The 16,458-nt window shown below is 64.3% G+C and carries 16 protein-coding genes; 10 read left to right on the top strand and 6 right to left on the bottom strand.

The features are described 5' to 3' along the window. Window positions 1-11: 11 nt before the first annotated feature. A complete protein-coding gene (locus tag BAU07_RS14110; RefSeq protein ID WP_066658846.1) occupies window positions 12-872 on the top strand; it encodes a CPBP family intramembrane glutamic endopeptidase in 861 nt (286 codons plus the stop codon). A 50-nt stretch (window positions 873-922) separates the two neighbouring features. On the opposite strand, the gene BAU07_RS27150 is transcribed toward BAU07_RS14110, so the two are convergent. Continuing rightward, window positions 923-1,066, bottom strand: coding sequence for a hypothetical protein (locus BAU07_RS27150; RefSeq protein ID WP_157122239.1), 144 nt, complete (start codon window positions 1,064-1,066; stop codon window positions 923-925). Window positions 1,067-1,303: 237 nt separating this feature from the next. On the opposite strand from BAU07_RS27150, the gene BAU07_RS14105 reads away from it, so the two are divergent. The 3 genes from BAU07_RS14105 (at window position 1,304) to BAU07_RS14095 (ending at window position 5,990) form a co-directional block, all read left to right on the top strand. Next, window positions 1,304-4,225: a molybdopterin oxidoreductase family protein gene (locus tag BAU07_RS14105; RefSeq protein WP_066658843.1), complete on the top strand. Its 2,922-nt coding sequence runs from the start codon at window positions 1,304-1,306 to the stop codon at window positions 4,223-4,225. A gap of 10 nt (window positions 4,226-4,235) precedes the next feature. Further along, window positions 4,236-4,979, top strand: a complete 744-nt coding sequence (locus BAU07_RS14100; RefSeq protein WP_066658839.1) for a 4Fe-4S dicluster domain-containing protein — start codon at window positions 4,236-4,238, stop codon at window positions 4,977-4,979. 69 nt (window positions 4,980-5,048) lie between these two features. Beyond that, window positions 5,049-5,990, top strand: a complete 942-nt coding sequence (locus BAU07_RS14095) for a dimethyl sulfoxide reductase anchor subunit family protein (protein ID WP_066658836.1) — start codon at window positions 5,049-5,051, stop codon at window positions 5,988-5,990. 49 nt (window positions 5,991-6,039) lie between these two features. Here BAU07_RS14095 and BAU07_RS14090 read toward each other — a convergent pair whose 3' ends face one another. Genes BAU07_RS14090 through BAU07_RS14070 form a run of 5 tightly spaced genes read right to left on the bottom strand, consistent with a single transcriptional unit; the run spans window position 6,040 to window position 10,009 of the window. Then, complete coding sequence (locus BAU07_RS14090; protein WP_066658833.1) at window positions 6,040-6,768, bottom strand: FadR/GntR family transcriptional regulator; 729 nt, start codon at window positions 6,766-6,768, stop codon at window positions 6,040-6,042. Between the two features lie 15 nt (window positions 6,769-6,783). Beyond that, window positions 6,784-7,797, bottom strand: coding sequence for an asparaginase (locus BAU07_RS14085; protein WP_066658830.1), 1,014 nt, complete (start codon window positions 7,795-7,797; stop codon window positions 6,784-6,786). A gap of 31 nt (window positions 7,798-7,828) precedes the next feature. Further along, window positions 7,829-8,836 carry a CobW family GTP-binding protein gene (locus BAU07_RS14080; protein WP_084025755.1) on the bottom strand — a complete coding sequence of 336 codons (1,008 nt, stop codon included), beginning with the start codon at window positions 8,834-8,836 and terminating at the stop codon, window positions 7,829-7,831. Beyond that, window positions 8,833-9,117, bottom strand: coding sequence for a hypothetical protein (locus BAU07_RS14075; RefSeq protein ID WP_066658826.1), 285 nt, complete (start codon window positions 9,115-9,117; stop codon window positions 8,833-8,835). Before BAU07_RS14075 ends, BAU07_RS14080 begins: the two co-directional genes overlap by 4 nt. 7 nt (window positions 9,118-9,124) lie before the next feature. Continuing rightward, window positions 9,125-10,009: a polysaccharide deacetylase family protein gene (locus tag BAU07_RS14070; RefSeq protein WP_066658823.1), complete on the bottom strand. Its 885-nt coding sequence runs from the start codon at window positions 10,007-10,009 to the stop codon at window positions 9,125-9,127. 433 nt (window positions 10,010-10,442) lie between these two features. Between BAU07_RS14070 and BAU07_RS14065 the strand changes: the two genes are divergently transcribed. From BAU07_RS14065 to BAU07_RS14040, 6 genes are read left to right on the top strand one after another with little or no spacing between them, the layout of a single operon-like run. Beyond that, entirely contained in the window at window positions 10,443-11,462 is a 1,020-nt protein-coding gene (locus tag BAU07_RS14065) for a TRAP transporter substrate-binding protein (RefSeq protein WP_198168799.1), read from the top strand. Window positions 11,463-11,519: 57 nt separating this feature from the next. After that, on the top strand, window positions 11,520-12,029 hold the full coding sequence (locus BAU07_RS14060; protein ID WP_066658817.1) for a TRAP transporter small permease: 510 nt from the start codon (window positions 11,520-11,522) through the stop codon (window positions 12,027-12,029). After that, the gene (locus tag BAU07_RS14055; RefSeq protein WP_066658814.1) at window positions 12,026-13,306 is read left to right on the top strand and encodes a TRAP transporter large permease; all 1,281 of its coding nucleotides are present in this window, start codon (window positions 12,026-12,028) and stop codon (window positions 13,304-13,306) included. The genes BAU07_RS14060 and BAU07_RS14055 overlap by 4 nt, the downstream gene beginning before the upstream one ends. A gap of 49 nt (window positions 13,307-13,355) precedes the next feature. Next, window positions 13,356-14,600: an aspartate racemase/maleate isomerase family protein gene (locus BAU07_RS14050; protein ID WP_232338129.1), complete on the top strand. Its 1,245-nt coding sequence runs from the start codon at window positions 13,356-13,358 to the stop codon at window positions 14,598-14,600. A 1-nt stretch (window position 14,601) separates the two neighbouring features. Further along, window positions 14,602-15,165 (top strand): TRAP transporter small permease, encoded by a 564-nt coding sequence (locus BAU07_RS14045; RefSeq protein ID WP_066658808.1) that lies wholly within the window; start codon window positions 14,602-14,604, stop codon window positions 15,163-15,165. Next, window positions 15,162-16,433 (top strand): TRAP transporter large permease, encoded by a 1,272-nt coding sequence (locus BAU07_RS14040; RefSeq protein WP_066658805.1) that lies wholly within the window; start codon window positions 15,162-15,164, stop codon window positions 16,431-16,433. Before BAU07_RS14045 ends, BAU07_RS14040 begins: the two co-directional genes overlap by 4 nt. Window positions 16,434-16,458: the final 25 nt, after the last annotated feature.

Genomic DNA, 16,458 nt, shown 5'->3' with positions numbered 1-16,458 from the left:
CTGGAGTCCGCATGACCGTCTTGCCGTGGATCGCAATGTTCCTGGCCGCGCCCGCCGTATCGATGCCGGCCTTGCGCCGCCTGGGTCTGGGCCTGCTTGTCCTTGCACTGGCCAGCGCCGCCTTCGCGGGCCAGATCGGGCCCGCCGCGGCCATCGCGCTCGGCTTGCTGCTGCTGGCCGCCTGGGCCGTGGCGGCGCCCCGGCCGGCATGGCTGCGCGTGGCGGGCCATGCCCTGTTCATCGCCCTGGCCCTGGGCCTGAGCCTGCACTGGATGCCGGGCTTTCACAATCCGCGCGTCATCGGCCCGGTGCGGCTGACGCCTGACGCCGTGCCCTTCACCATGTACCTCAACTGGGACAAGCCTTTGGCGGGCTTCTGGCTGCTGCTGGCCTTGCCTTGGGTGCATCCGCGCCATGGGCCGTGGACGGCGCTGCGCGCCGGCGCTGCCGGCTGTGTCGGCACCAGCGTCGTATGCCTGGCGCTGGTCAGCGCCCTGGGCATGGTGGGGTGGGCGCCCAAATGGCCCGCGGACGCCGGCCTGTGGCTGCTGAACAACCTGCTTCTGGTCACCTTCGCGGAGGAGGCCCTGTTCCGCGGATATGTGCAGGGCGGCCTGGAGCGCCTGCTGCAAGGCCGTCGCCATGGGCCCCTGCTGGCGCTGTTCGGCGCCGCGGCCCTCTTCGGCGTGGCGCACCTGGCCGGAGGCTGGCAGTGGATGGTGGTGGCGGGTGTGGCGGGCGTGGGCTACGGCCTGGCTTACCGCCATGGCGGCCTGTACGCCGCCATGCTGGCCCATTTCGGCCTGAACGCGCTGCATTTCTTCCTGTTCACGTACCCGATGCGCAGCGCTGCGCAGGCCTTTATCGGCTAGGACTTGTGCGCGCCCGCCCGTATCGCGCGGCGCCATCCATGGATGGCACCTCAGCGCATGTAGGCTTTCCGCCGATCCATCAGGAAGGGGCGATCGATCTGGTTGGCCAGGGCGTCGGTGTCCGTAACGCGCACGCCGGCATGCTTGACGTGCTCCTTCCATTTGGCAAGAACACGTTCCAATGCGGTCTTCATGCCAGCGGCTGGAGCAGTTCCCGAAGTCGATTCATGGCGAGGTAACGGCGGCCGAGGCTATATCTCTCTCAGGCGGATCCGTAAATTACTTTATCGGATTTGCTTATAACTAAAATGCGAAATGACGATTTCCGTCTCTCGCCCCATCTCCGTATGATCGGTCCCCGATCCGACGGCATATCAGCGGAGCACCGGGGCATTCCGCCCAGGGCGCGAGGCATCGCAGGGAGAATTCGCATGGAGCATGGCCATCGCACGCAACGCGAGGACCTGGAGGTCAAGAACACGACCTGCTATATGTGCGCCTGCCGCTGCGGCATCCGGGTGCATCTGCGTGACGGCGAGGTGCGCTATATCGACGGCAATCCGGAGCATCCGCTGAACCAGGGCGTGATCTGCGCGAAGGGTTCCTCGGGCATCATGAAACAGTATTCGCCCGCGCGGCTGACCCAGCCGCTGCGGCGCAAGCCGGGGGCCGAGCGCGGCGCCGCGGAATTCGAGCCGGTGTCGTGGGACGAGGCGCTGTCCTTGCTGGAAACCCGCCTGGCGCACCTGCGCGCCACCGACCCCCGAAAATTCGCGCTGTTCACCGGGCGCGACCAGATGCAGGCGCTGACGGGGCTGTTCGCCAAGCAGTTCGGCACGCCCAACTATGCCGCGCATGGCGGATTCTGCTCGGCCAACATGGCCGCCGGCATGATCTACACGATGGGCGGGTCCTTCTGGGAGTTCGGCGGCCCTGACCTGGACCGCGCGCGGCTCTTCCTGATGATAGGCACCGCCGAGGACCATCATTCGAATCCGCTGAAAATCGCGATCTCCAAGTTCAAGCGCGCCGGCGGACGCTTCATCGCCATCAATCCGATACGCACCGGCTACGCCGCCATCGCCGACGAGTGGGTGCCCATCCGCCCCGGCACCGACGGCGCGCTGTTCATGGCGCTGATCCATGAACTGATCGCGCAGGACGCCTACGACCACGAGTTCGTCGCCCGCTATACCAATGCCGGCGAACTGATAGACCTGCGCGAGGAGGGCGAGACATCGGGCCTGTTCGTGCGCGACGCCGCCAGCCCGGAAATCAATGCGCTGTTCCCGCAGAACCGCATGTGGTGGGACAAGCGTACCAACCGGCCGGTCGTCAACCACGCCGCGGGCGCCGAGCCGGCGCTCGACGGCCAGTATGCGCTGGACGACGGCACGCCCGTCGCGCCGTCCTTCGTCAAGCTGCGCGAGCGTGTCGCGTCCTGTACGCCGGAGTGGGCGGCCGGGATTACCGGCATCCCCGCGCAGACCATCCGCCGCATCGCCGGCGAACTGATCCAGGTGTCGCGCGAGCAGAAGATCGAACTGCCGATACGCTGGACGGACGCGTGGGGTGTCACGCACGAATCGGTGCGCGGCGCGCCCATCGCCTTCCATGCCATGCGCGGCCTGGCGGCGCATTCCAATGGCTTCCAGACCATACGCGCTCTGTCCATTTTGATGAGCCTGCTGGGGACAATCGATACCCCGGGCGGGTTCCGGCACAAGTCGCCGTATCCGCGCGCCGTGCCGCCTTCGGCCAAGCCGCCCAACAATGCCAGGGACGTGCAACCGAATACGCCCTTGCCCAACGGGCCGCTGGGCTGGCCCGCGGCGCCGGAGGACCTGTTCATCGACGACCAGGGCGGGCCGGTGCGCATCGACAAGGCCTTTTCCTGGGAATACCCGCTGGCCGTGCATGGCCTGATGCACAGCGTGATCACCAATGCCTGGCGCGGCGACCCCTATCCCATCGATACGTTGATGATTTTCATGGCCAACATGGCGTGGAATTCCTCGATGAATACGGTGGAAGTCCGCAAGATGCTGACGGACAAGAACGCGGACGGCCAGTACAAGATTCCCTTCCTGGTGGTGTGCGATGCGTTCCAGTCGGAGATGACCGCCTTCGCCGACCTGATCCTGCCCGACACCACCTACCTGGAACGGCACGACGCCATGTCCATGCTGGACCGGCCCATCTCCGAGTTCAATGGGCCCGTCGACGCGGTGCGTGTCCCGGTGGTGCCGCCCACGGGCGACTGCCGACCCTTCCAGGAAGTGCTGGTCGAGCTGGCTGGCCGCCTCAAGTTCCCCGCGTTCACGCGTCCGGACGGCGCCCCCAAGTTCAAGGGGTACGAGGACTTCATCGTCAATTTCCAGACGACGCCGGATTCCGGCGTGGGTTTTCTGATCGGATGGCGCGGCAAGGACGGCGAAAAGGCGCTGGTCGGAGAACCGAACCCGCGCCAGTGGGAGCAGTACGCCGACAACAACTGCTTCTATCACTATGTATTGCCCGAAGAGATGCAGTACATGCGCAACTGCAACGGACCCTACCTGAAATGGTCGGTCGACAACGGCATGCGCAAGTTCGGCACGCCCATCGTGATCCAGCTCTACTCGGATGTGATGCAGAAGTTCCGCCTGGCCGCGCAGGGCAAGACGGCCGGGCGCCAGCCGCCGGACCACCTGCGCGCGCGCGTCGAGCGCTACTTCGATCCCTTGCCGTTCTGGTACGAGCCCATCGAGCGCGGCGTGACGGACCAGGAAGCCTATCCCCTGGCCGCGGTCACGCAGCGGCCCATGGCCATGTACCACTCCTGGGACTCGCAGAACGCCTGGCTGCGGCAGATCCACGGCGAGAACTACCTGTTCGTCAATCCCGGGACGGCAGCGGCGCAGGGCATCGCCGATGGAGGCTGGATCTACGTCGAATCGCCCTGGGGCAAGGTGCGCTGCATGGCGCGGTACAGCGAGGCGGTGGAGCCCGGCACGGTGTGGACGTGGAATGCCATCGGCAAGGCGGCGGGCGCCTGGAACCTGGGGCCGGATGCCAACGAGTCGCGGCGCGGCTTCCTGCTGAACCATGTCATTACCGACGAGCTGCCGGCCACGGACGGCATGACGGGCCGGATGTCGAATTCCGATCCGATTACCGGGCAGGCCGGCTGGTACGACGTGCGGGTGCGCATCTACCCCGCCGAGGCCGACGCCGATTTCTCGCTGCCGCAGTTCGCGCCGATGCGGCCCTTGCCGGGCTCGGCCAATGTGGTGACCCGGCTGGTGCAGACCTATTTCGCCGGGCGAGGCGACTTCGCGGCCCGCCTGCGCGGCGCCGCCAAGAACAAGTAAGGAAGCCGACATGACCCAGATGGCATTGGTGATCGACCTGAACGTGTGCGTGGGCTGCCACGCCTGCGTGACCAGTTGCAAGGAATGGAATACCTCGGGCGAGGCTGGCAGCCTGGCCGACGAGCGCGCCTATGACGCCGATCCGAGCGGCAATTTCTTCAACCGCGTGCAAACCTACGAGGCCGGCGAATTTCCGCTGACCGACACCATCCATTTCCCGAAGTCCTGCCTGCATTGCGAGGATCCGCCTTGCGTGCCGGTGTGTCCCACCGGGGCCAGCTACAAGCGGGAAGCCGACGGCCTGGTGCTGGTGGACTACGACAAGTGCATCGGCTGCAACTACTGCGCGTGGGCCTGTCCGTATGGCGCGCGCGAGTTGGATCCCAAGCGCAAGGAGATGACCAAGTGCACCTTGTGCGAGGACCGCATCCATAACGAAGCGCTGCCCGAACGGGACCGCAAGCCCGCGTGCGTGCTGGCCTGTCCGACCTCGGCGCGCCTGTTCGGCGACATCCACGATCCGGACTCGGAGGTATCGCAGGCCATACGCGAGCGCGGCGGCTATGCACTGATGCCGGAATGGGATACCCGCCCGGCGAACCACTATCTGCCGCGCCGCAAGACCGAAGCGCAGGGCTGCGGTTCGTCGTCCTGTTCGTGCGGGCCCGCGGCGCAGGCCGCGCCCGCGGCCGACCTCGAGGCACAATTGGCCAGCGGCCAACTTGACCTGGCTGCCGCCGCCCGTGCCCACTGATCCGATCAACGCAAGCGGGCAGGGCCGCGGGCCGATGGCGCCCGGTTCCCGCTCTTAAGGAGATATTCGATGCGGCCTCCGTTTTCGGTCGTGTTCCTGACGACACTGTGTGGCGCGGCGCAAGGCTTGTTGATCGCGCTCGTGGCCATGCAATCGGCCGCCACGGCGGGCCTGCTGGCGATGCCGGCGCGGTCCTTCTTCGTGGCGGGCGCCACGGTTTCCGTGGTGCTGGGCGCCCTGGGGCTGCTGGCGTCCTTCTTTCACCTGGGCCATCCGGAACGCGCCTGGCGCGCCATCGCGATGTGGCGCACATCCTGGCTATCGCGTGAGTGCCTGGCGGTGCCGGCCTTCCTCGCCCTGACGTTCGCGTATGGCGCCATGCATTGGCTGGCACTGCCGTATTCCCTCGTCGTTGGACTGTTGGCGGTGCTGGGGGCCGCGGTGCTGTACCTGTGCACCGCCATGATCTATGCCTGCCTGCGCTTCCTGCAGGAATGGGCCAGCCCGTACACCCTGGTCAACTTCGTGCTGCTGGGCTGCGCTTCGGGCTTCACGCTCGCGACCCTGGTGGCCGCCGCGACCGAGACGTCGCTGGTGGCGGTCCTCGGCCCCTGCGCCTGCATTTTCACGGCGGCGGGCGCGCTGTCGCGGCTGGCTTCCCTGGCACGCAATGCGCGGCTGCACCCGCGCTCGACCGTGCAAAGCGCGACCGGCATCCAGGCGCAGAAGGTGGTGCAGAAGTCGCAGGGCTTTACGTCCAGTTCGTTCAATATGCGGGAGTTCTTCCACGGCAGGAGCGCGGCGACGCTGGCCGTGGTGAAGGGCGGCTTCCTGCTGGGCGCTTTCATCGTTCCCTTCGTGCTGGTGCTGCTGGCCTCGTCCCGCACGGCGCCTGTCACCGTACTGGCGGCGGCCTTCGCGATCCAGTACCTGGGCCTGCTGGCGGAGCGCTGGTTCTTCTTCGCCGAAGCGCGCCATCCGCAGAACATCTACTACCAGCGGGCCGCCTAGGGGCGGACGGCCAGCGCGCGCGCGCGCGCCACGGCGGCGCCGCGCGAAATCAGGGTTTGCGGTCGGCGCCGGGGCCAACCCGCGTCATCGGAATGCCGATCCTTTCGGTCGCGTTGAGCAGGTGCTGGCCCAGGCAATCGGCGGCGGCGTCTCCGTCGCGCCTCGCAATGGCTTCCACTATCCGGCCGTGTTCCTCGATCACTTCGCTCAGGCGTTCGTGCCTCGCATAGGGCAGCATCTGGGTTTCGTGAAAGATCTTCTGGAAGCGATCGTAAAGGTCGACAAAGAGTCGATTGCGCGAGCAGAGCATGATGTACCGATGGAATTCGTAATCGTGGCTGGTGCTGACCATCACATCTTCTTCCTGCAGCGCTCGCGCGAGTTTCGCGTGATATTCCCGCAGTGTTGCGATTTCACGATCTTCTATCTGCACGGCGGCCAGACGGGCCGCCGCCGTTTCCGTGAAATAACGGAATTCATAGACCTCCGACAGCGCATACTGATCGGCAAACTTCCAATCATGCATGGGCAGGGGCTTGGCAAGCTTTCGATCATGGATATAGGTTCCCTGGCCGGCGCGCGTGCGCACCAGATCCAGGGCTTCCAGGGTCGAAAGCGCCTCTCGCAGCGAGGCGCGGCTGACATTCAGGTGTTCGGCAAGCTCGCGTTGGCCGGGAAGCTTCTGGCCCGGTTGGAATCGACCGCGTTGAATCATTTTCTGAATGGTGCGGACGATCATTTCCGGCGTGGAAAGTTTCGGCATGGGCGCTTTCAGCATGGGCGCTTTTCTGCTCTATTCACTGGGTGAGCGCATGTTGAACGCTTGCTCCAGAAATGACAAGAGGCCCGTCCGTAACGTCTCGGGCGACGGCGAACGGCCGAGCAGCGCGGACAGCAGAATGCGCGCCTTGATGCCGCTGATTCCTGGCGCAAACAGGGCACCGGCGCGGGCCAGGGCCGCTCCGCCACTTCCGCCGTAGACGGGTTCCACCAACCCTTGTGGACAGCGCGAGGTGACAATCACCGGAATGTCGCGCGCCACCGCGCGCTGTATGCCTTCAAGTACGGCCGCAGTGGCATTGCCGCGGCCGAACGCCTCCAGCACAAGGGCGCGGGCTCCGGTGGCGACCGCGCAATCGATGAAACGGGCATCCGCCCCTACGTACAGGCGAAGGAGGTCCACCCGGGGTTCGATCGCCTCGCATGCCATTTTCGCGTGCCGGTCCAGAGGATAGTGGAGAACCACCCGTTCTCCATCCACGATACCCAGTGGGCCTTTGCCGGGCGATTGGAAGGCGCGCAGCGCGGATGTATGGGTTTTCGAGACCCATCGCGCCGCGTGGATCTCCTGTCCGAATGCCACCAGTGCGCCATGACCGCGGGCAGCCGGCGTGCTGGCGACCCGGATGGCGTCAAGCAGGTTCGCCGGACCATCGGCGTGTGGATCATCGGCGCTGCGTTGCGCGCCCGTGAAAACGATCGGCTTCTCGGTGTCGACCAGAAGGTCGGCCATGAACACGGACTCCTCCATGGTGTCCGTGCCATGCGTGACCACGACGCCCGCCACGTCTTCGCGGTCCACTGCCTGGCGGATCGCGCAAGCCATGCGGAAAAGGTCGGCAAGCGTCATCTGGTAGCTGTTGACCGTCATGATGTCGTTGGCCTCGACATCGATGCCCTGGGTATGGCTCCGTACCCAGCGGGTGAGGTCATCCGCGTGTCCGACGGCGCGGACGTCGTCGTGGTCGGCATCGTAGCGCGATGCGATCGTGCCGCCGGTGGCGAGTAATAGGACTTTTTTTGTCATCGTTGTGGGATGGATGCGTAGAACGCGGCGTTCAGGAAAGGGGTTCCGCGGGATGCCCCGAGGACGCTTGCCAGAGTTCCTCGTACGACCGCGCAATGCGGGCGGGATCGATTCCGTCCGTGATGAAGACCAGGCACGAGCCCGATTCGGGCGGTCTCTCCAGTTTCAGGTGGATGGGCGGGTGCAGGAAACGCCGCACGGCGTGCACTCCTATCCAGGCGTTGCGGTCACGATCGAAAAGAATGCCCTTTGTCCTCAGTATGCGGTCGCCATGCAGGAACAGCAGCCGGGTCAACCAGATGGCGAACAAGGGCCACGAGAGCGGGCCGGGATAGCGCAGCACAATATGTTGTACGCCGTGGGGGGCGCGGCGCGCCGGCGGGACGAGTGATTCGAGCTGGTCGTATGTGTGGTCGGTGCGGGGGGCTGCGTCGACCAGGTAGTCGTATAGCGCCTCCCTCGTCCGCACCACCTTGGCGAGGGGATTGGCGCTGGCGACCGCGGCCGACACGTCACGCAATGCCGGTTCATCGACCAGGTCCGCCTTGGTAAGCAAAGCCAGGTCGGCAGCGCCGAGCTGGGCCACGTACTCCGGGCGTTCGCGCAATGCCGCGGCCCCCGCCTGCGCGTCTACGGTGCACAACACCGATCCCGCCCGGAAACGGTCCCGCAACCGATTGTCGGAACGCAATGTATGCAGGATGGGGATCGGATCGGATATGCCCGAGGTCTCGATAATGACGCGGCGCATGGACCAGGCGTGCTCGTCGCGCAGTGCGGCCAGGCGCATCAGCGTGTCGGAGAGGTCGCTGCGCAGCGAACAGCAGATGCACCCATTGTCCATGAGCAGGACTTCATCGGAGCTTTCCTGGATGAAGGTGCGGTCGAGGCCGGCCTCGCCGAATTCATTGACAATAATCGCCGTGTCCGGCGCCAGGCCGGTGTGCAGCAGGCGGTTGAGCAAGGTGGACTTGCCGCTGCCCAGGGGGCCGGTCAGTACATGGACCGGCGGGATGTCCAGGTGGGAGTCGGCGTTCATGCGGGCCGCAGCGGGTCGGGAATGTCCAGCCCGCGGCTATCCAGGACATGCCAGATATCCGCCAGGCCGTTGGCGATCTGCGAGCCGCCGGTGGGAAACGAGATCAGGAAACCGAAGTCCGGATGGGCATCGACCGTGACGCGAAGCGGTCGCAGCAGACGGGACAGTTCGCGCGCGGTCGCGGCCGCTTCCCGCCGGCGCCAGAGCGGCGCGTCGGCCGTATCCAGGCCATTCTGTTCCCAGGAGATGCCGGGGCCGAGCGCCCCGCACAGGCTGCACATGACGGGATCAGGCGGAAGGAGGTGGACTGCGCCGCATGAAGTCGTCGGCGATTTCGTCGAAGGGTAGCCAGCGTACGCCAGGGTGCGAGGAAATGTAGGAAATCAGGCGCTCCAGCATCAGCAGTACCTGCGGGCGTCCAGAGACGTCCGGATGCAGGGTCAGGGTGAACACCGCGTAGTCCATTTCACGGTATACCCAGTCGAACTGATCGCGCCACATCTCTTCCAGGTCGCGCGGGTTCACGAAGCCGTGGCTGTTCGGCGACTTCTTGATGAACATCATGGGCGGCAGATCGTCCAGATACCAACTGGGCGGGATCTCTACCAGGCGCGTCAGGTTGCTGCCGCGCTGCAAGGGTTTCATCCAATGGGCGGCGGGCTTGGAGTAGTCGATCTTGGTCCACGAATCGCCGGTGCGGACGTAATACGGCAGGAAGTCGTGGTGCATGAAGCTGTGGTCATACTTGATGTTCCGCGACAACAGCAGCTCCGCGGTATTGGGACTCAGCTCCCACCATGGGGCGACGTAGCCGCGCGGATGTTGCCCGGTATGTTTCAGCATGACGTCGATGGTTTTATCCAGGACGTCCTGCTCCTGTTGCCGCGTCATGTGGATGGGATTCTCGTGGCTGTAGCCGTGCAGGCCCAGTTCGTGGCCGCCATCGGCGACGGCCCGGATCTGGTCGGGGAAGGTCTCCATCGAATGGCCGGGTACGAACCAGGTCGTGCGCATGTCCAATTTCCTGAACAGGCTGAGCAGGCGCGGCACGCCCACTTCGCCAGCGAACATGCCGCGCGAAATGTCGAGCGGCGAATCTTCGCCGCCGTAGGACCCGAGCCAGCCGGCCACCGCGTCGACGTCCACGCCGATACCGCAAAGAATTTCCTTCATTTGTCCGTTCTCCATATAGGGGTCCGCGCCCAGCGTCGCCGCGGTCTGACCAGTCGTTGGAAAAAAGCCTCTGATCTGTCCGAAGTTCGTGCAGATCGGCTTAGGGTAACCCTGAGTCGCGGCGAGCAGGTCCTTGATCCAGGGTAAACACCTATAAATGGCAAATGCACCAATTACGTGGTCTGAGTGGTCAGACCGGAAATCTGTGGAAGGTGAGCTAAAAAAATCAGTTAAAACAATTGGTTGAGTGCGATCTGCGCCCGAGGGCTTGCGCATATTGGACCACCAAAGTATGTTTTGTTTTATTCACGCAGTGTGTAATATGAATTTACGCTGTTGCTGATTATCCGGTTTGTCCGCTGTCCTACTATTGCCTTCATTCGATTCGCACGGCAACGCCGCGACGGGTCATATGCACGAACAAGGGGAAAAAATGTTTCGCGAACACGTGAGGAAGTGGCCGGTCCTAGCCTTCATGGCGATCATGGGGTCCATGGCGACGGGTGGCGCCGCGCATGCGGAGGACAGCAAGGTGCGCTGGCGGGCCAGCGGATCCTTTCCGGCGGCGCATTCCACCAGCGTAGCCATGCAAACCTTCAAGACCGAGGTGGCACGCCTGTCGAATGGCACGATCCGCGTCGATCTTTTTCCGGACAACGTCCTTGGCGGTGCCATGGAGCAGGTGGATCAGGTTCGCACCAACCAGATCCAGATGGCATGGGGTTCGTTGGGCTTTTTCGATAAGCTCGTGCCGGCGTTCGGGGCGGCGGTACTGCCGTTCAGCGCCACCTCCGCCGAACAGGCCGCGTGCGAAATGGATGGCCCCTTCACCGAGTATCTGGCATCGCGAGCGGCGGAGAAGGGCATTCTGCTGCTGGGCATGGGTTCGATCGGCGCCCGGCACGTCACGAACAACGTTCGTCCCATCAAGACGGTGGACGACATCAAAGGCTTGAAAATCCGCACCCTGCCCGGCGAGGCCTGGCTGCAGACCTTCAAGGCGCTGGGCGCCAATCCCACGCCCGTCGATATCAATGAGTTGTACCAGGCCCTGCAGCAACGCGTCGTCGATGGCCAGGAGAATCCCTACGACAACATGCTGCAGCGCAAGTTCGACGAGGTGCAGAAGTATCTGTCCAACACCGGCCACTTCTTCGACTGGGCTGGCTACATCGTGAACAAGGAAGCCTTCGAGAGCCTGTCCCCGGCACAGCAGTCCGCCGTCAAGGAGGCCGTTGCGATTGCCGTCAAGAAGCAGCGCGAGCTGTCGGCCAAAGCGAATGCGGCGGCGCGCGAAGGCTTGATCAAGGCGGGCATGCAGTACGACGAAATCCCCGCGGCGGAACTGGCGAGATTCCGCGCCGCGACCCAGCCGGTATACAAGGCCATGCGCGCGTCGCTGGGCGATCCGGTGATGGACGTGGCCGAGGCCGCGATCAAGCGCTGCCAGTAAGCCGTTCGCTACGTCGCCTCCCCGCGCACAGCGGGGACGCCATAAGGGGAATTACCCATGTCCGATTCGCCGCTGTTCAAGCGGTATTGCACGGTGCTGTCGTGCATGGACCGCGCGTCAACCTTCATCGTGATCGTCGCGATGGCGGTATTGACGGCAGTCCTGCTGCTGCAGGTGTTCTTCCGTTACGTATTGAACGACTCCATCGCGTGGGGCTACGACGTGCCACGCCTGTGCTTCATCTGGATGGTGCTCCTGGCCATTCCGCTGGGGATCCGCACGAACGCCCATGTGGGCATCGATCTGCTGGTGGACCGCTTCAGTGATCGCTCCCGCCTCTGGGCGACCAAGGTCAACGCGATCGTGATGCTGCTGTTCTCCTTGGTCTTGACGTATTACGCAGTCGTTCTCATGAGGCAGACCTGGGATCAATTGATGCCCAATATTCCGCTGCCGGTCGGTGTGTTCTATCTGGCTTTGGGCTTCAGTCAAATCCATACGGCCATGCACCTGCTGCGCGCGCTTATCACCGGCGAGGCCCAAGCGGCCGAGTGGAGCGAAGCATGATTTTCTGGTCCATGCTGGCGACATTCGTCGTGTTCGCCATGATCGGCATGCCGCTGGCCTACGCGCTCGGCGTGGCCGGCCTTTGCGGTGTACTGGTGGGTGGTTTCCCACCCCTGCAACTGGCGGGCAAGATGGTCTATGCCCTCGATTCGTTCCCGTTGATGGCGATACCGCTATTCATGCTGGCGGGGCAATTGATGCTGCGAGGCGGCCTGATGGACCGCATCATCGATCTGGCCAATGCTGTGGTCGGGCGCGTGCCTGGCGGCCTGGGACATGTGACCGTGGCATCGGCCATGGGGCTGTCGTCGGTATCCGGCAGTTCCGTTGCCGATGCCACCGCGTTGGGCGGCACGCTCGGCCCCAGCCTGACCAAGGCCTATAGCGCGCCATTCGGCGCGGCGCTGGTGGCCTCGGCGTCCAACCTGGGCCCGATCCTGCCGCCCAGCATAGGCATGATCGTCTATGCCGTCGCCGCAGGCAAAGTTTCCGTGGGGGCCCTGTTCCTGTCCGGGATTCTGCCCGGCATCGCCATGGGATTGGGCGGCATGCTGCTGTGCACGATTATTGCCCGCCGTCGGGGTTACCCCGCCACCGGTGACGCATTCAGTGTCGGCAGGGTGTTGCGCGAGTTGTGCCGTTCCTGGCTGGTGTTCCTGATGCCGGTCATCGTCATTGGCGGCATCGTCGCGGGTGCGTTTACCTCGACCGAGGGCGCCGCGATCGCTGTGGCCTATGCGACGCTCGTGGGTTTTTTCGTGACCCGGAAGCTGAAGCTTTCCGATCTGCCGGTGTCGTTGTTGAACGCCGCCATCGTGACGGCGATCGTGGGCGCGTTGATCGCGTTCGCGTCGCAGGTGACGTATCTGATGACGGCGGAAATGGTGGGCGTGACGATAGGCGAATGGCTGTCCCAAGTCACGGAAAACCCCCTGATGTTCACCTTCATCGTCATGCTGATCCTCATACTGGTGGGCATGGTGATGGAAGCCAATGCCGCCTACCTGATGCTGGTGCCCATCATCGCCCCGATCGCGACCAGCTATGGCATCGATCCGGTCTACTTCGGCTTCCTGTTCGTGATGAACATTACCATCGGCGGCATCACTCCGCCGGTGGGCGTCCTGCTCATCGTCACCTCGGGGATCTGGCGCATCAAGGTGGCCCAGATCATTCGCGAGATATGGCCGTTCATCCTGCTGCAGTACGGCCTCTTGTTCCTGATTATGTTGTTCCCGGATTTCGTGCTGTTCCTGCCGCGCCTGGCCGGGTACTGAGCGAGTCCGTGAATGTTCCCGGCGCGCTCGGCGCCGTACGGAGAGCGAAATGGCAACAAGCATGAAAAAGCGCCTGCTGACGCAAGGCTGCATGGCGGGAATGAAGAAGATCGGCTTCATTACACCGTCTTCCAATACGGCGCTGGAACCGATTACCAGCCTGATGCTGGAGAAACTGTCGGATGTCGTCTCCGTGCACATCGAGCGCCTGCCGGTGCAGACCCTGACGCTGGATAGCCACGATGTGGCGCAGTTCCAGGCCGACAAAATGACGAACGCGGCGCTGCTGTTGAAGGATGCGGGGGTCGACATAATCCTGTGGAACGGCACCTCCGGAGGGTGGACGGGCGAGGGGCTCCAGGCGGACAGGGAGATCTGCCGGCGTATCACCGCGGCGACGGGCATCGCCGCCTCCACGACGTCGCTGGCGCAGGTAGAGGCGTTCCAGTGCTACGGGATGACGCGCTACGGCCTTGCGGTTCCGTATGAGCCTGGTCCGACAGAGATGATGCTGAAGACCTACCGCGCCGAAGGCTTCGAGGGAGTCAGCCACGCCATGCTGAGCGAGCGCGTCAATACGGTGATCGGGGCCCTGCCGTTCGAGCGCATTCGCCAGCTGCTGCTGGACGCCGATTCGCCGCAGGCGCAATGCCTCATGGTTGGGTGCACCAATCTGCCGGCCACCGTACTGCTCGATGAAATCGAGGCGAAGCTGGGCAAGCCGGTCTTCGACAGCATCGCGGTCACCCTGTGGAAGGCGTTGCGTATGTCGGGTATCGACCGGCCGATCCATGGCTGGGGCATGCTGCTGCGCCGCCATCCGGTACTGGAGCGCCTCGATGCGCTCATGGAATCGCTGCGCGAGGAGGTCGGTACCGCGCGCACCACGATTCGCCTCGATGTGCCGCGGCTGAATATCGGCGCGGACGATGTCTACGCCGAATCGGTCGCGGCCGGCATTCCGCCGCTCAAGCTGGATTCCAGCCTGAACCAGCGGGCCCTGGGGACGGTGCAGTGGCTGGAGAAGCACCGCAGGTGCCTGATACAGGCCGATTGCGTGAATGCCGAAACGCCGCCGCCCAAAGCGCTCATGAGCGTCTATGGCGTTACCGCCCAGATGCTCGCGCCGCTGGTCTGGAACGATGAGGTGATGGGTTGGATTTCGGTGCACCACATCGGCGGGACACGCGCCTGGAAAGAATCCGAGATCGCCCTGCTCGACGCCGCGGCGTCCAGGGCCAAGGAGATCCTGGAGGCAGGCGGCTGGGCGCCGGCCGGCGCCGGGGTCGCATGACATGGCAAGCGCGAATGTAGCCGGCCTGGCCGCCGGCAAGCCGGGCAGCCTGGTGCGCGTGCTTGCCGATAACGCGGAAGAGTTGCTGGCGCTGGTGCTGGTGGTCGTGATCGGCATGGTGATGGCCGCGCAGGTGTTGCTTCGCACCTTGTTCGATACGCCCCTGAGCTGGCCGGAGGAATTGTCCCAGTTCCTGTTTGTCTGGTGTTCGGCGCTGGGAGCCATCGGCGCGTACAAGCGCCACGGGCTGGTGCGGCTGGACTTGCTGACGCGCGGCCTGTCGCCCCGCGCACAGGCCGCCCTGGAGTATCTATGCGTCCTGCTGATCGCGGTTTTCCTGGCGGTGCTAGGGTGGAAGGGCTACCAACTGGCATCGCGTACTTCGTTCTCGGCGGCGACCCTGCCGGTCACCTGGGCATGGGCCTATGCCGCCGCCCCGGTCTTCTCGGCATTGATGATCGTGCGGATGCTGCAGCTGCAGGTGTTCAAGCGCGAGTACCGCTACCTTGAAACGCTGCTCGACGACGACGGCGGACAGCCGGCACGGCCGGAGGCGCGGCCATGACGGTATCCGTATTTGTCCTGCTGGGCACCATGCTGATCGGCGTGCCCGTGGCATTCGCCATCGCGCTGTCCGCCTTCGCCTACTTCCTGCTATCGCAAGCCAACCTTCTGGTCCTGCCGCAGCAATTCATCGGGCAACTCGGCAGCATGCCGCTGGTGTCCATTCCGTTCTTCATCCTGGCCGGCGAGCTGATGAACAAGGGTGGGGTGACGCGGCGCATCTTTGCCTTTGCCTTGGCCTGCGTCGGCCGCGTGCCGGGAGGACTGGGGCATACCAATGTGGTGGCGGGCATGATCTTCGCCGGCATGTCGGGTTCGGCGGTGGCGGACCTGGCCAGCGTCGGCAAGGTCGGCCTGCGCGCCATGCGCGAAAGCCGCTATCCGGATGACCTGAGTACGGGCGTCATTGTGGCGACGTCGACGATCGGTCCCATCATCCCGCCAAGCATCAATATGGTGATATTCGGCAGCATCGCAAATGTACCCATTGGCATGCTGTTCCTTGGAGGCGTGGTGCCGGGCATCCTGACGGGCATCATGCTGATGCTGATGTTCGCGCTGCTGTTTCAGCGGCGCCGGCATGAGGTTGCGCCGGCGCCCAGGTTGGCATGGTGGCGCACGCTGCGCGATGGCATCTGGTCCTTGCTGACGCCGGTCGTGTTGCTGGGCGCCATGTTCTTCGGCATCGCCACACCCACCGAAGCCGCCATCCTCGCCACGATCTATACCCTGCTGGTGGGCGGCCTGGTCTACCGGGAGTTGACGCTGAAGCATGTGTTCGAGGCGCTGTTGTCGACGGTGGTGCTGTCCGGCGCCATCATGCTTATCATCGGCTTCGCCGCGCCATTGGGCTATGTCATTTCACGCGAACAGGTCGCGACGGACCTGGGCCGCTTCCTGATCGAGTCATTCCAGAATCCGGTCGCGCTGATCGCGGCTTCCACGGCCCTGTTGCTCGTGATCGGAACATTCATGGAAGTCGCCGCGGCCATCATCCTGCTTACGCCTGTCCTGGGCGTCGCGCTGATCGGCGCGCAGTTCGACCCCGTCTATGTGGGCGTGATCATGGTGTACGCGCTGGGCATCGGACTGGTGACGCCACCCGTGGGGATGTGTTTGTACGTCGGCAGCCAGATTTCCGGAGCGCCCCTGGAGCGGGTGGTTCGCGCCGTCCTGCCGTTCCTCATCCCGCTCGTGATCACCCTCGTGCTTATCATCGTCTGGCCATCACTCATTACGTGGTTGCCGCAAGCGTTTTATTCCAATTAGCGCGACTCGCGCGAGCAAGGAGAAA

This window comes from Bordetella flabilis (assembly GCF_001676725.1).
Lineage (GTDB): Bacteria > Pseudomonadota > Gammaproteobacteria > Burkholderiales > Burkholderiaceae_B > Bordetella_C > Bordetella_C flabilis.
This window is presented reverse-complemented; position numbering and strand designations above follow the sequence as displayed.